Source organism: Streptomyces sp. NPDC005799, from assembly GCF_040630525.1.
Classification (GTDB): Bacteria; Actinomycetota; Actinomycetes; order Streptomycetales; family Streptomycetaceae; genus Streptomyces; species Streptomyces griseorubiginosus_B.
The window spans coordinates 26108-40783 of record NZ_JBEXXQ010000005.1 but is presented as its reverse complement, the minus strand read 5'-3'; the positions used below and the strand labels follow the sequence as shown (position 1 = coordinate 40783).

Genomic DNA, 14676 nt, shown 5'->3' with positions numbered 1-14676 from the left:
GCAGCGCGCAAGGAGTCGTCCATGGTCCAGATCGATGCACCCGCTGAGGCAAGCGGGGAGAGCGCCAGATACACCCTGAGGCCGGGCACGCTGGCCGCGGTGGTGCTCGCGGTGTGCCTCTCGCAGATGGCCCTTTCCGTTCCCTCGCTCATCACCGGGCTGATCCAGCAGGATCTCGCGCCGTCCTCGGCGCAGCTGACGTGGATCGTCGACGCCTTCTTCATCCCCGTCGCCGCGCTGGAGCTGGGCTTCGGCGTGTTCGGCGACCTGTTCGGCCGCAAGCGCCTGCTGCTCGGAGGAGCCGCGCTCATCGTCGTGGGCTCGGCCGTCGCGGTCCTGGTGCCGGGCGAGGGGTCGTCGACGGACACCCGGGTGACCTTGCTCATCATCGGCCAGCTCCTCAGCGGCATCGGGGCCGCGGCCATCTTCCCGACGAGCCTTGCGATGGTGGCGGCCGGCACGCACACCACCGCCACCCGCGCGCGTGGCGTGGCGGTCTGGGCCGCAGCGCTCTCGATCGGCGGCTTCCTCGGTCCCCTGCTGGCAGGCGTCGCCGCCAAGATCCACACCGGCTGGGACGGGAACGGGAACTGGCGCTGGGCCTATGTCGGTGTCCTGGTCATCGCCGCGGTCAGCGTGCTGCTGTCGCTGGCCCTCGCCCAGAACTCTGCCGCGCCCGAGGGCCGCTCCCTGGACTGGCCGGGTCAGATCACCGCCGCGCTCGGTCTGTTCGCTGTGCTGTACGCCGTGATCCAGGGCCCTGAGAGCGGTTGGGGGAGCCCGCAGATCGTCATCGCGTTCATCGCAGCCGCTGTCTTCCTCGCGCTGTTCGTCTTCGTGGAGGGCCGTGTCGCCCAGCCGCTCCTCCTCCTGAGCGCGTTCAAGAACCGGGCGTTCGCCGTCAACTCGGTGGTCACCCTGATCGGCATGTTCGGCTTCCTCGCGATCATGTACTCCACCAGCATCCGCCTCACCACCGTCCAGGGATTCAGCCCGCTGAAGAGCTCCATCGCCTACCTCTTCTTCGGCGGCATCGGCCTCGTGCTGCTGCCTCTGACGTCGAAGCTGCTGGAGCACTACAACCCCCGGTGGGTTCTCTGCGCGGGCCTGACGCTCATCGGGGTCGGCGGGCTGTGGTTCGCCGGAGTTCCGGCGAGCGACCGGGCGTTGGGCTCCATCGTCGGGCCGCTGATCCTCGCGGGCACCGGCTCGGGACTCGCCTTCGCCGCCATGAGCGCGGTCGCGGTCAACGCGCTGCCCAACCACCTCGCCGGGATGGCGAGCGGTGCCACGAGCACCTTCCGCGACCTCGGGTTCGCCTTCGGCCCCGCGATCGCGGGCGCCGTCGCGCTGGGCCAGGCCGCCAAGGAGATGGCCCGCGAGGTGACCGGCAATCCCGCCCTGAGCAAGGCGTACGAGGCTTTCCAGGACGCGCCTGCCCACGCTCCCGCGGAGCAGAGACCGCAGCTGGAGGCCGCGGTGCACGCCGTTGCCTCGGGGCCGCTCGGCGCCAACTCGGTGCCGGCGACCGTCACTTCGCCGGACGGTCAGGTGATCCCCTTCAACCCGCTCAAGGATGTCGCGTTCGACGCTCTCAGTAACAGTTACTCCCACGCGTATGTGCTCGGCGGTGTGGCCGCACTCGTGGCCGCGGCTCTCACCTTCGCGGCCGGGCGTGGTGGTCCGGGAGAGAAGCATCTCGACGACGATGGGCACGCCCTCGACGGCTGACCGTTCGACGGACCGGCCGCTGCCGGAACAGGGCAGTCGGCCGGGAACCCCCGGCGCCCGCCGCGGCCCCTCCTCGTGAGGGACCACCGCGGCGGGCAGCGCGGTTCCACGCACAACGATCACACCACAACTCGGACAGGAGTCGGACCATGACCACCACGACGGTTACCCAGGCAGAGGCGGCGTGGCTCGTCGCGATCACGAAAGGGGACGAGGAGCAGCGTGCGCTCATGCTCCCCGACTGCAAGATCGTGCACGGGCCGGTCGGGAACGTCCACGACCGCGAGCGCTTCCTCACCTACAACGCGTCGATGGGCGCCACCCTTGAGGCCGAGACCAGCGAGGTGACGTGCCGGGAGCGTGAGGGGCGGGCCATCGTGACGTGCTTCCAGAAGATGCGGATCCGGCGCGTACCGGATCTGCCGCCGTTCTTGGTGCAGGCGGTGGCCACCCGGGTGTGGTTCGCGACCGACGAGGGCTGGCGGCTCGGCCACATGCAGCTCTCCCGGCGACAACCCGCGGGATGACGCGCCGGTCTTCCCGCAGCAAGCGAGGTCACGATGTACGGATGGGAATGCCCGGCCGCCAGCCGAGGCTCCGGGACAGCCCCAGTCCGCTCGCGACCAGCGAGGGAACGGCCGCCTGCAGTTTGATCGAGCCTGCGGCCACCACGACGGATAGGGCCGCGACGACCTTGCCGCGGCCGTCGACGATGCGAGTTGCGACCGACTCGGCGCCTTCGGTCAACTCTTCCTTGACGACAACCGTTCCGGTCGAGCGACAGGACGCCAGTTCGCGACGGAGTTCGGCCGGGTCCACGATCGTCCTGGGGGTGAAGCGCTGCAGCCTGCCCGCCAGTACCTCGTCGATGAACTGCGGACTGCTGTGGCTCAGCAGCACCTTGCCGACACCCGAGCAGTGCAGGGGCAGATGGCCGCCTACCTGCGAGGTGAGCCCGACGGCGTTGACCGCCGAGAGGCGTTCGATGATCACGGCCTGGTCGCCCTGGAGGACGGCCAGCTGCACATGCTGGTGCAGAGCGGTGTACAGGTCCTCGACGAAGGGCTGGGCGGCGCTGCGGAGCGTCTCGGCACGCGGTGCGAGGGTGCCGAGACGCCACAGCCGCAGGCCGATCGCGAAGCGGTTGTCGCTGGTGCGCTCCAACGCGCCGGCCTCCACGAGTTCTAGCGTGAGGCGCCGCGCGGTGGCGTGCGGCATGCCGGTACGTCTGACCAGGTCGGCGAGGCTCAGCTCGGTGTGGTCGGGGTCGAAGGCGAACAGCAGGTCCCACAGCCGGGAGCTGACGGTGCGTCCCGGCTCGTTCGCGCGAGGCATGGCCCCTCCTCCATAGTTCGTGACCCCGAGCACCCTACCTCCTCTGTTCGTTGAATGGATGATGTAGTTCTTCCAACGGAAAACGTGTCGAATTCTAGGAGCATGATGAGCACAGAAGACGGCCCCAAGATCGCAATCCTCGGTGGAGGCATCGGAGGCCTCGCCGCCGCCGCATTCCTGCGCGAGAAGGGCTTCGACAGTGACGTCTACGAGCAGGCGTCCGCTCTGACCGAGGTCGGTGCCGGCCTGGTGATCGCGCCCAACGCCGCCCGCCTGCTGCGACGTCTTGGCGTCCTGGACCGGTTCGTGAAGCGCGCGGTCCGGATGGAGATCGGTTGGGAGTTCCGGCGCTGGGAGAACGGCGCCGTCCTGTCGGCGGAGAACCTGGAGGAGGGGTGTATCCGCCTGTACGGCGAGCACACCTACACCGCTCACCGCGCCGACCTGCTGGACGCTCTGCGGTCGGCCGTCCCCGAGCGCTCGGTCCACCTCGGCAGGCGTTGTGTCGCCGTCGAGTTCGAAGGCGACCAGGCTGTTCTGCGGTTCGAGGACGGCGAGAGGGTCCGCCCGGACATCCTCATCGGCGCCGACGGGGTCCACTCCCGTGTGCGCGGCGCCGTCGTCGGTCCCACTCAGGCGCGGGAGTCGGGCATCTGCGCTTTCCGGGCTCTCGTACCGGCACACCAGGCACCCGACTTCGCCAGGCGGCGGGCCCAGACCCTCTGGATCGGCCCCGACCACCACCTCGTGCACTACCCGGTCTCCGGCGAGGACTACGTCAACCTCGTCGCTTTCGCACCGGCCGGCGCCGACAGCGTGGAGTCCTGGACGGCCACCGCGACGGTCCAGGAACTGCTCGACGAGTTCGCCGGCTGGGATCCCCGGCTGGTGGAGCTGATCAAGTCGGCCGAGACGCCGGGGCGCTGGGCGCTGCTCGACCGTGAGCCCCTCGACCGCTGGAACCGGGGAAACGCGACCCTGCTGGGTGACGCGGCCCACCCGATGTTCCCGTTCTTCGCCCAGGGCGCGGCCCAGGCGATCGAGGACGGCGCCGTGCTCGCCCTGTGCCTCGCGGCGGATCCGGACGACCCGATCGCGGCGCTGAGCCGTTACGAGGAACTGCGTCGACGCCGCACGGCCCGCCTCCAAGAGGTGTCGCACGGAAGGTCGCACATCAACCACCTGCCGGACGGCCCGGAGCAGCAGGCACGCGACCTTCAGTACTCGCAGGCCGACCCGCTCCGGGAGAACGGCTGGATCTACGAGTACGACCCGGAGGTCGCCGTCTCATGAAGATCACTGCGGCGGTGTCACGTGAGAGTGGGAGCGTTCCCGGGCTGGAGCAGGTCGACCTCGGTGAACCGAGGCCGGACGAGGTCCTGGTGCGCATGGTGGCGACCGGCATCTGCCACACCGACATCAATGCGCACAACGGTCGCGGAGTGCCCGTTCCTCGCCCGATCGTGCTCGGGCACGAGGGTGCGGGCGTCGTGGAGGCGGTCGGCGCCGGGGTGACCCGCCTCGTGCCCGGTGATCACGTGGTGCTCTCGGGCAACTCCTGCGGTGTGTGCCGCCGCTGTCTCGACGCGCGGCCCACCTACTGTCATGAGGCGATGCGGGTGGCCTTCGGCGGCGCGCGACTCGACGGAAGCTCTCCGATCACCCAGGACGGTGACCGGGTCGGGGCGATGTTCTTCGGGCAGTCCTCATTCGCGACATACGCACTGGCGCCCGCACGGAGCGCGGTCCTGCTGCCGAAGGACGTTCCGTTGCACCTGATGGGGCCGCTCGGCTGCGGTGTCATCACGGGGGCGGGTTCGGTCCTGGAGTCGTTCCGGCTCCGTCCAGGGCAGTCGATCGCCGTGTTCGGCACCGGAGGCGTGGGGCTCGCGGCCGTCATGGCGGCCCGTCTCGCGGGTGCCCGGCACATCGTCGCCGTCGACATCAACCGGCCCCGGCTCGACCTCGCCCGGGAACTGGGAGCGACGGACACTGTACTGGGCGGCGCCGGTGTGGAACAGGCGCTGCGGGACATCGACCCCGACGGCTTCGACTTCGCGTACGTCACCGCGGACGTACCCTCCGTATACGCGACCGCGACGGCGTGCCTCGCTGTCGAAGGCACCCTTGGCTACGTGGTGGCACCCGCGGGCGAATGGGTCCCGGACACCGGTTACCTCCTCGCCGGCGGCCGCAGACTCCAAGGAATCATCGGGGGCTCTGCCAATCCCCACGTGCTGATTCCTCAACTCGTCCAGTACTGGCGGGCGGGACGGTTCCCCTTCGACCGGATGATCGAGGAGTTCCCGTTCAGTGACTTCGCCCGGGCGTGGACGGAGACCGGCTCCGGGCGGGTGATCAAGGCCGTGCTCAGGATGCCGGAAACCTGAGATCGCTTCCGCGAACCGGCCGGGCGACGGGGCCACGACCGGGCGATGCCCATCAAGACATTGGCCGTCCAACGAACACAGCCATTGTCGTCTCCCACGACCCCACCCAGACTGCGGCACGGGCGGCCCGAGACGCGGCCCGGCCCCAGCGCCCCCTTGTCGAAACCCCGAGTACGTCCAGAGAGGCGGACCATCGCATGGCAACCGCAACCGGTAGTGGGCTCGTCGTCAGAACGCTGCGGCGAGCCGGGGTCGACGTGGCCTTCGGTCTGCCCGGAGCACACATCGACGGCATCCTCCAGGACGCCCTGGACGCCAAGCTGCGGGTCGTCGACGTACGGCACGAGGTGAACGCCGGTCACGCGGCCGAGGGATACGCACGGGTCACCGGGGAGCTGGGAGTCGCCGTCGTCACGGCCGGGGGCGGCTTCACCAATGTCCTGACCTCTGTCACCAACGCCTACCTGGACCGGACCCCCGTTCTCTACATCACGGGCTCCGGCCCACTGGAGACGGACCAGGTCAACGACCAGCAGGCAGGATTCGACCAGGTCGCCATGGCGACCCCGGTGACCAAGTTCGCGCACCGCGTCACCCGCACCGAGCTGATCCCGCGTCTGGTCGCCCAGGCGATCCGCACCGCGCAGTCGGAGCCCAAGGGCCCGGTGCTCCTGGACATTCCCTGGGACGTCCTGCGCCAGTCGGTAGTCGTCGACGATGTCGACGACTACCGCGTCGAGGTCGACGGCACCGGCGTATCCCCGGCCGGTGCCGTCGACCGTATCGTCGAGGCGCTCAGTGCCGCCCGTCGCCCGATTGCGCTGGTCGGCAAGTCCTTCGTCACCGCCAAGGCACGGGCGCAGCTGCACGAGTTCGCCGCCCGTACCGGAATCCCCCTCTTCTCCGACTGGGAAGGCCTCGGGGCGATCGCGGGCTCGGCACAGCACGTCGGCCTTCTGCAAACCCTGGCCACCGTCCCCGAGGAGGAGCGTCCCGACCTGGTCCTGATGCTCGGTGTGCGTTTCGGCATGGCCACCCAGTTCGGCACCGGACGACTGCTCCCAAAGAGCGCGCGGATCTTTCAGGTCGATCCCGACGGCCGTGAGCTGGGCCGTCTGCAGGATGTCGAACTCGGCGTCCAGGCCGACCCGGTCGGCACGCTTGGCCTGCTGAACGAGCGGCTGGGCGACAACGGTGTGCCCTCGGGACGTGAGGACTGGATCACGGCCCTGCGGGACATCTCCGCCACCCGGCGCTCCGCGCTCGCCGGCGAGACCGAGCAGCACGAGGACGCCGCGATCCACCCGTACCTCGCGGTCCGTACGATCTCCGAGAGCGTGCCCGACCAGGCCACCGTCGTGGTCGACGGCGCCCTGACCGAGCTGTGGCTCTCCGAGACGATCGCGCTCGCGCCGCTGGCCCACTACCTCGGCCACGGATACCTCAGTGCGATGGGCAGCAACTTCGGCGTGGCCCTGGGAGCGCAGTACGCGCGTCCCGACAAGGCGACGATCCTCGTCACCGGCGACGGCGCCGTCGGCTACAGCCTCGCCGAGTTCGACTCCCTCGTCCGGGCGGGACTCCCGGTCGTCGTGATCGTCCTCAACAACCGGGCCTGGGGCGCCACCTTGCACACCCAGCAGTTCATCTTCGGACAGGACCGCGTCACGAACAACCGCCTGGAGAACGGCTCCTACAGCGGTGTGGCACGAGCCCTCGGCGCCGACGGCGTCGACGTCACCGAGCTGGACCAGCTGCGGCCGACGATCGAGGCGGCCCTCGCGGCCCGCCGACCGACCTGCATCGACGTACGAGTGAGCCTCGCGCCCATCCCTCCGGAGGAGCGCGTCCTCAACGGCGGAGCTCCGTTCGGCGGCGTCGAGATCGATGCCTGAGCCACCCCTCAGTGCGATCAGAAGGAGCGTCATGGACGACACGACCAGCGAGGGACGGCCCGGCTCCGCGATCAAGGACCGGCGTCGGCGGTTTCTCGGGAAGACCTGTCTCGTCACCGGCGGCAGCCGGGGCCTGGGACTGGCAACGGCACAGGCGTTCGCGCGTGAGGGCGCTCGCGTCGTCATCATCGCGCGTGACCCCGACCAGTTGAAGAAGGCAATCGAGCTGATCGGCGAGGGCACTGTCGCCGTGTCCGCGGACCTCTCCTCCGTGGCCGGCATCAAGGCCGCGCTCACCGAGGTCGCCGCACGCGTCGAACGGGTCGACGCCGCCTACATCAATGCCGGGGCGGCCGGCATGAAGCGCCTCGACGACCTGGACGAGGCCACGTGGGACATGGTGTTCGACACCAACGTCAAGGGCTCCTTCTTCGTCATGCAGGGCCTCAGGCCCCTGCTCGCACCCGGTGGGGCGGTCGTCTTCTGCGGTTCGGCGGCCGGTCGCCGGGCCAGCGCGGGAACCGCCGCCTACGGAACCAGCAAGGCCGCACTCGAGCACCTCACCCGCATCCTCGCCGCCGAGGTCGTCGAGGAGGGTATCAGGGTCAACATCGTCATCCCGGCCGGAATGAACACCGACATCTCCGCGCGTACGACAGGCCTGCCGCCCGGGGGAGCGGACGCCTTCCGGGAGCGGCTGAGGCTCAGCACTCCCATGCTCCGGGAAGGGGAGCCGGCGGAACTCGCCGACACCGTACTCTTCCTGGCCTCGTCCGAAGCCAGCTACATCACCGGTACAGCCCTGCTGGTGGACGGCGGCCTCACAAGCTTCCTCCGCCCGCAGGCGTAGAGAGGACGACCACCGTGGAGTTTCCCTTCGGCCAGCGGACCGACGCCGTCGTCCAGTTCGCGTACGCGGTACCCGATCTCGCCGCAGGAATGCGCTGGTGGACCGCCCAACTCGGCGTCGGCCCCTGGTTCGTGAACCAGAGGATCGCCGGCGAGGGGTCCACCTACCGTGGCGAGCCAGGGAAGGCCGAGTTCACCCTCGCGCTCGCCTTCTCGGGGCACATGATGATCGAGCTCGTCCAGACCCTCGACGACGAGCCCTCCATCTACAAGGAGGCCCAAGAAAGCCAGGGTTACGGCTTCCACCACGTCGCCAAGGTCGTCCCGAACGTCAAGGATGAGGTCGAACGCCGCGAGGCGAGCGGGGCGGTGGTGTGTTTCCGTGGCGTGGTCCCGGGGGGCGAGGTCTTCTTCCTGGACGGCGATGAGGGCGCCCCAGGGATGATCGAGCTGGTCCAGGACAGCGAGATCACGCGGCAGATATTCACCGCTGTCTGGCGGGCATCGGTCGACTGGGACGGATCGCGACCGGTACGCGACTTCGCGGAGCTGTTGCCGAGCTGACCATTCGGCCATCACGGGGGGAGGGGCGGTCCTGCCGGACCGCCCCTCCCCCCGTGATGACGTCACACACCTGTGGGAGCGAGGACGATGTCGAAGCGCACCCGGCTCCACGTACCGTCGACGACTCGACCGTCGGGTGTCGGTTTGCCGGCGGGCTGCCGCTCGAACCGCTTGATCAGCGAGTCCTTGACGCCGAAGACGGTGTCCTTGCGGCCGATGGGATCGCCCTCGGGGAAGATGTGCGTGACCAGCGTGCGCGTCCCCTCGTGGGACACCATGAAGTGCAGGTGTGCGGCGCGCAGCGGCGAGCGGCCGACCACGTCGAGCATCTTCCCGACGGGTCCGTCGCTCGGGATGGGGTACGGCGTCGGGGTGAGGCCCCAGAAGCGGTAACCGCCGTCGGCCGCGGAGAACAGGTGCGCCCGGCCGGCGCGCTTTCCGGCGTCGTACTGCACGTCGTAGAGCCCGTCCTCGTCGGCCTCCCAGACCTCGATCCGCGCGCCGGCGAGCGGCGAGCCGTCGGTGTCGGTGACGGTGCCCTCGACCCAGCAGGGCTCGCCGGGGGCGCCGAACGCCATGTCATCGCCGAGGTCGATCCGTGGGGCGTTTTCGACGAAGAACGGGCCGAAGACGGTCGCCTCCGTGGCGCCCTGGTACGCCTGGTTGTTGACGTTGATCGTCTGCATGCTCGCGCCGAGGGTGTCGGACAGCAGGATGAACTCCTGCCGGACGTCGTCGGTGATGTGGCCGGCCCTGGTGAGGAAGTCGATCGCCGTCCCCCACTCCTCCTCGGTCAGCCGGACCTCACGGATGAAGGAGTGCAAATGCTTCACGAGGGAGACCATGAGCTCGTGCAGCCGGGGGTCTTCGCAGGCGGCGAAGGAGGCGATGACGTTGTCCACCAGCCGCTGCTCGACCGCCTGTTGGTCCGGCGACACCTCGCGCTGGATCGTGCCGGCGTCGTCGGTCCGGGCCGAGTCGGGGTTGACGTAGGTAGCCATGGCGGCCTCTTTCAGCTGATCGGTTCGCCTGCCCACGCCGCCTGCAGCAACAGGGTCAGTTTCGCGTAGGTGACGTGAGTGGGGTTGTTGGCCGGGATCGCCTTCATGATCGGCCCCAGCGCCTTGGCGATGCCCTCCTCGGGCATGCCGTAGTCGCGCAGTGCCCGCGGCGCGCCCAGCACTTCACGCAGGGCGGCGAGGCCGGCGCTCGCCGTGCGGGTGCCGGAACCCGAGCCGAGGGCCTGGGCGATCCGAGCCTCTGCCTCGGGGGCGTGCGGGGCGTTGAAGGCCAGTACGTAGGGCAGGACGACCGCGTGGGTCTGGGCGTGGGGGAGGTTGAACATGCCGCCGAGGACGTGGCAGATCTTGTGGTGCATGCCGGAGCCGGCCGAGGCGAAGGCGACGGCGGCGAGGTAGGCGCCGTACAGGGTCTGCTCGATGCCCTGGACGCTGGTCGAGTCGTCGGCCACCGCGGGCAGGCCGGCCGCCAGGGCGCGGATGCCCTCCTGTGCCAGGGCCCGGTCGATCGGGTCGGCGCGGGGCCCCCACATCGAGTCGACGCAGTGGGCCATCGCGTTCAGGCCGCTGGCCACGGTCATCTCACTGGGGAGCGTGGCCAGCAGAGCGGCGTCGTAGACGACGGAGGCGGGCAGCACCCTGGCGTCCACACCGGTGGTCTTGGTCTCGCCCTCGGTCAGGCCCCAGACGTTGGTCGCCTCGGAGCCCGCGTAGGTGGTGGGGACCGCGATGATCGGCAGCCCAGTGGTCATTGTCACGGCCTTGGCCAGGCCGGTGGTGGAGCCGCCTCCGACGCTGACAAGGATGTCCGCGTCGGCGTCGGCCGCGGCCCGGCGGGCTCGCTCCGCGACCTCGACCGGTACGTGCATCACGACTTCCTCGTGGCGCAGCACGACCGGAGTCTCCTTGGCGATCGGGTCGGCCAGTTCCTTCTCGCGGTCCGACGCGATCAGCATGACCTTCGTGCCGCCGAGGGCCTCGACCTCCGCCGCCACGGCGGCAGGCGATCCTCCCGCCGCGAATACCACGCGTTGGGGGAGGGTCTCGTGGGTGAACCGCATCAGGCTTCCGTGAGCCACAGTCTGCCTTTCGAGTAGAGCTGCTCGACTGCTGTGCCGGTGAGGCCGGGGAGTCCTTGCTTCACCGTGAAACCCGCCTTCGTCTGCAGGTAGGCCAGGTGCCGGTAGCCGGTCGGGAACCGGTTCAGCAGGTCGGGGTCCAGCGTGAGTGAGGCAGCGGGGTCGACGAGGTCGAGCCGGTCCTTCTCGTAGATCGGCTGCCTGCGTACGAGGGTCCAACGTCCCTGGTGGCGGGAGAGGAAGTCGTAGAAGCGGCCGGTGCAGACGACGTCGACCTCCACGTCGTCGATGGTCGCGCGCTGGTTGATGGTCATCTTGGTCTGGGCGACGGCCCGGTCGCCGGCGATGTCCGCGGTGTGACCGCCCAGGAAATGCAGGATGCTGACTCCGTTCTCAAAGCCGTCACGACTGGCTTTGATGAAGTCGGTGGCGCTGCCCTGGAACCAGGTGGCGCTCATCCAGCCGTCGTGCGGGTGCCAGACCGTGGCGAAGCGGTCCCAGTCTCCGGCGTCGCGCCACAGCGCCCAGTTCTCGACGAGCTGCCGGATCTCGTGGCGATCCTTGTCGCTCTGCGACATTGTTGACTCCTTGGGGGCGGAGATCCCTGGTGCGAGGGTCTCGTCAGAGAGACCGGAAGAACTCCTCCAGTTCCCGGTCGAGCCGCTCGGAGGCTTCTGTCTCCCGAGCGTCCGCCAGCCATGCCGCTCCCACCGCAGGGCTGAAAGCCGCGGCAAGGAACCACATCCGGGGAAGCAGAGGCCGCGGGCGGGGCGCACGCCGAGTGACGAGCGCCCCACAACTTCGTCGCATCATCAGATGGGGTAGTGGCGGGATCCCGACTGGATGGTGATCCAACGCAGTTCTGTGAACTCCTCCAGCGCGGCGCGGGAACCGAAGCGCCCCCAGCCGCTGGCGCCGACCCCGCCGAAGGGCATCTGGGGCTCGTCGTGCACGGTGGCACCGTTGATGTGACAGATACCGGACCTGATCCGACGGGCCACATCCAGTGCCGCCGCCGCGTCCTGGCCGAAGACCGCGGCGGAGAGACCGTACTCGGTGTCATTGGCGACGGCGACGGCTTCGTCGGTGGAGTCGACCTCGATGATCGAGACGACCGGGCCGAAGGACTCCTCGCCGTAGATACGCATGTCCGGCGTGACACCGCGCAGGACGGTGGGTTTCACGAACAGGCCGTCGGCCGTACCACCGGTCAGGACCTGAGCACCCTTGTCACGGGCGTCCTCGATCAGCGCGATGACGTGGTCGCGGGCGGAGGTGTGGACCAGGGGGCCGATCTGTGAGGTGGGGTCGCTCGGGGGGCCGACGACCAGCTTGGCGGCGCGCTCGGCCAGCCGGCCGGACAGTTCGTCGGCGACGGTCCTGTCCACGATGACGCGCTCGGTGGACATGCAGATCTCGCCCTGGTTCATGAAGGCACCGAAGCTCGCCGCCGCGGCCGCTTCCTCCAGATCCGCGTCGGGAAGCACCAGGAACGGGGCCTTGCCGCCGAGTTCGAGGACCACGCGGGTCAGGTGGCGGCCGCCGAGTTCGCCGATGACGCGGCCGACCCTGCTGGAGCCGGTGAAGTTCACGCGGGTCACGGCGGGGTGGGCGATGAGCGCCTCGACGACGGCCGGTCCGTCCTGGGGCGCGTTGCTGATGAGGTTGACCGCTCCGGCGGGCACGCCGGCGTCGTGCAGCACCTGGACGATGGCGGCCTGGGTGAGCGGCGTCTGCTCGGAGGACTTCAGCACCACGGTGTTGCCCCACACCAGCGGCCACACGACGGCGCGCACGCCGAGGATCAGCGGAGCGTTCCACGGTGCGATGCCGACGACGACGCCGACCGGCTGACGTACGCCGAGGGCGGTGAGGCCGGGGACGTCCGACGGGATCACTTCGCCGACGGCCGCGTAGGCCTGGGCCGCCGCCTCGACGAGCATGCCCTTGGCGACGTGCACGTTGAAGCCGCACCAGGGCAGGGTGGCACCCATTTCGCGGCTCATCGTGGCCACGATCTCGTCAGTGCGCTCGCCGAGCAGGGCGGCCGCACGTTCCAGAACCGACCGCCGGGCGGCGGGCGGAAGGCCCGACCACTCCGCGAGGGCGCCGGCCGCGGCGTCCACCGCGAGGTTGACGTCCTCGACGGAGGCCGCGGCGACCCGGGCGATCGGTTCGCCGGTCAGGGCCTCGGCCGTCTCGTAGTAGCGGCCGTCCCTGGCCGCGACGTGCTCGCCCGCGATGAGGAGGTCGCTGGTCCGGACCGCGCCGGACGTGGGTGCCTCGGTCTCAGTGGCTGACATGTGGTTGCCTCATCTCCACGACAGCGGCTCACTGCCGCACGAACCCTGCATGTCGAACTCTCTTCGGCAGGCGACCGGTCCTGAACCCGCTTGTCCGTTCATCGAACAGTGGTGTGAGGACACGGCCGTCTGCCGTTCGGGGTGTCAGACCGGCGGCATGCGCTTGGCCTGGTGCATATGTGCCAGGCGCCAGCCCTCGGCGGTCTCCTCCCACACGCGCGTCACGGCCTCCTGCACCGGGAACGGCGGGAGGTTCTCGTCGAAGACGATGTGCATCTCCTGCAGACACGTCGTGATCGCGGTGTTGCCGCGCACGGTGATGCTGAGCTCCTCGGCCTTCGCGAAGACGTGGCGGCGGCGGGTCCAGGTGAAGTGGGCGAAGGTTTTGGCGTCGTCGATCTTCCCCACGGGGCCGTGGACCGCCTGGCTGTCGTCGAGCATGAGGGCGGTCATGGCCTCTTCGCCCTCGGTGAGTGCCACGAGCCAGGCGGCCTCCGCCTGCTCGATAGCCTGAACTTCCTTGCTGGTTGCGGTGGATGTCGTCGTCACAGGTCCAGCTCCAGAATCGGTGAGCGTGCTCGCGACGAGCACGTGGTGAACAGGCCGTCGGCGCGCTCACGGTCGGTCAGGATGTCGTCGCGGTGGTCGGGTTCTCCCGCGAGTACGCGCACGATGCACTCGCCGCAGATCCCCTGCTGGCAGGAGTAGGGGGCGTCGATGCCCTTGGCGAGCAGGACGTCGAGGACGCTCTCGCCCTCCTTGATCTCGTACTCGCCCCCGGTCTTGGCGAGCCGCACTGTGAACGCGCCGCTCTGTGTGTGCGCGTCGGCGTCCTGCGCGGGCGCGAAGCGCTCCTTGTGGATCGCGTCGGCGGGCCATCCCGCTGCCTGCGCGGAGGAGATCACGAAGTCCATGAAGCCTCCGGGCCCGCACACGTAGAGCGCCGTGTCGGGGGAGGCCGGGCCGAGGTCACCGACGCTGAACCGCTGGTCGTCCGGGCCGTCGTCGAAGTGCAGCCGTACGCGGGGGTTGCGTTCCAGCTCGTCGAGGAACGCCGCGTCCGCGCGACTGCGGGCGCAGTAGTGCAAGTGGTACTCGGCGCCCGTGGCCTGGAGCGCGTGCGCCATGGCCAACAGGGGGGTGATGCCGATTCCGCCCGCCACCAACAAATGGCGACGGGCCCGGTCCGAGACTCCGAACCTGTTGCGCGGACGCGAGATCCGCAGCCTGTCACCCGCACGGAGCCGGTGCATCGCGAGTGAGCCGCCGCGCGACGCCGTCTCGGCCAGCACGGCAAGCTGGTACCGGCTGCGGTCGTGCGGTGGTCCGCACAGCGAATACTGGCGGACCAGTCCCGCGACGGCGTCGCCGTCCAGGAGTACGTCGACATGGGCGCCGGCGGCGAACTCCGGGAGCTCGGCTCCGTCGGGACTGATCAGGTCGAGCACCACGATCCGCGCGGTCGCGTCGTGCCGGGCGATCACGATGGTGTCGAGCCATTCGTTACTCAT

Annotated in this window: 14 protein-coding genes; 7 read left to right on the top strand and 7 right to left on the bottom strand. The window is 69.6% G+C overall.

Going from position 1 to position 14676, the window contains the following annotated elements; genetic code table 11:
* Nucleotides 1-21 precede the first annotated feature (21 nt).
* Complete coding sequence (locus ABZ453_RS06860) at nucleotides 22-1731, top strand: MFS transporter (RefSeq protein ID WP_359012281.1); 1710 nt, start codon at nucleotides 22-24, stop codon at nucleotides 1729-1731.
* A 149-nt stretch (nucleotides 1732-1880) separates the two neighbouring features.
* Nucleotides 1881-2258 (top strand): nuclear transport factor 2 family protein, encoded by a 378-nt coding sequence (locus ABZ453_RS06855; RefSeq protein WP_359012279.1) that lies wholly within the window; start codon nucleotides 1881-1883, stop codon nucleotides 2256-2258.
* A gap of 28 nt (nucleotides 2259-2286) precedes the next feature.
* Here the strand turns inward: ABZ453_RS06855 and ABZ453_RS06850 are convergent, their stop codons facing one another.
* Complete coding sequence (locus ABZ453_RS06850) at nucleotides 2287-3066, bottom strand: IclR family transcriptional regulator (RefSeq protein ID WP_359012278.1); 780 nt, start codon at nucleotides 3064-3066, stop codon at nucleotides 2287-2289.
* Between the two features lie 102 nt (nucleotides 3067-3168).
* Between ABZ453_RS06850 and ABZ453_RS06845 the strand changes: the two genes are divergently transcribed.
* From ABZ453_RS06845 to ABZ453_RS06825, 5 genes are all read left to right on the top strand, one after another.
* Nucleotides 3169-4359 carry an FAD-dependent monooxygenase gene (locus tag ABZ453_RS06845; protein WP_359012276.1) on the top strand — a complete coding sequence of 397 codons (1191 nt, stop codon included), beginning with the start codon at nucleotides 3169-3171 and terminating at the stop codon, nucleotides 4357-4359.
* A complete protein-coding gene (locus ABZ453_RS06840) occupies nucleotides 4356-5456 on the top strand; it encodes an NAD(P)-dependent alcohol dehydrogenase (protein ID WP_359012274.1) in 1101 nt (366 codons plus the stop codon). The genes ABZ453_RS06845 and ABZ453_RS06840 overlap by 4 nt, the downstream gene beginning before the upstream one ends.
* A 197-nt stretch (nucleotides 5457-5653) precedes the next feature.
* Nucleotides 5654-7351: a thiamine pyrophosphate-binding protein gene (locus ABZ453_RS06835; protein WP_359012272.1), complete on the top strand. Its 1698-nt coding sequence runs from the start codon at nucleotides 5654-5656 to the stop codon at nucleotides 7349-7351.
* 31 nt (nucleotides 7352-7382) lie between these two features.
* Nucleotides 7383-8201 carry an SDR family oxidoreductase gene (locus ABZ453_RS06830; RefSeq protein ID WP_359012270.1) on the top strand — a complete coding sequence of 273 codons (819 nt, stop codon included), beginning with the start codon at nucleotides 7383-7385 and terminating at the stop codon, nucleotides 8199-8201.
* A 14-nt stretch (nucleotides 8202-8215) separates the two neighbouring features.
* Complete coding sequence (locus ABZ453_RS06825; RefSeq protein WP_359012268.1) at nucleotides 8216-8764, top strand: VOC family protein; 549 nt, start codon at nucleotides 8216-8218, stop codon at nucleotides 8762-8764.
* 62 nt (nucleotides 8765-8826) lie between these two features.
* Here ABZ453_RS06825 and ABZ453_RS06820 read toward each other — a convergent pair whose 3' ends face one another.
* From ABZ453_RS06820 to ABZ453_RS06795, 6 genes are all read right to left on the bottom strand, one after another.
* On the bottom strand, nucleotides 8827-9765 hold the full coding sequence (locus ABZ453_RS06820; protein ID WP_359012266.1) for a dioxygenase: 939 nt from the start codon (nucleotides 9763-9765) through the stop codon (nucleotides 8827-8829).
* Nucleotides 9766-9776: 11 nt separating this feature from the next.
* The gene (locus ABZ453_RS06815; protein ID WP_359012264.1) at nucleotides 9777-10844 is read right to left on the bottom strand and encodes a maleylacetate reductase; all 1068 of its coding nucleotides are present in this window, start codon (nucleotides 10842-10844) and stop codon (nucleotides 9777-9779) included.
* On the bottom strand, nucleotides 10844-11440 hold the full coding sequence (locus tag ABZ453_RS06810; protein WP_359012262.1) for a nuclear transport factor 2 family protein: 597 nt from the start codon (nucleotides 11438-11440) through the stop codon (nucleotides 10844-10846). The genes ABZ453_RS06815 and ABZ453_RS06810 overlap by 1 nt, the downstream gene beginning before the upstream one ends.
* Nucleotides 11441-11674: 234 nt before the next feature.
* Complete coding sequence (locus ABZ453_RS06805; protein ID WP_359012260.1) at nucleotides 11675-13165, bottom strand: aldehyde dehydrogenase; 1491 nt, start codon at nucleotides 13163-13165, stop codon at nucleotides 11675-11677.
* Between the two features lie 144 nt (nucleotides 13166-13309).
* On the bottom strand, nucleotides 13310-13714 hold the full coding sequence (locus ABZ453_RS06800) for a nuclear transport factor 2 family protein (RefSeq protein WP_359012258.1): 405 nt from the start codon (nucleotides 13712-13714) through the stop codon (nucleotides 13310-13312).
* Entirely contained in the window at nucleotides 13711-14676 is a 966-nt protein-coding gene (locus ABZ453_RS06795; RefSeq protein ID WP_359012256.1) for a PDR/VanB family oxidoreductase, read from the bottom strand. The genes ABZ453_RS06800 and ABZ453_RS06795 overlap by 4 nt, the downstream gene beginning before the upstream one ends.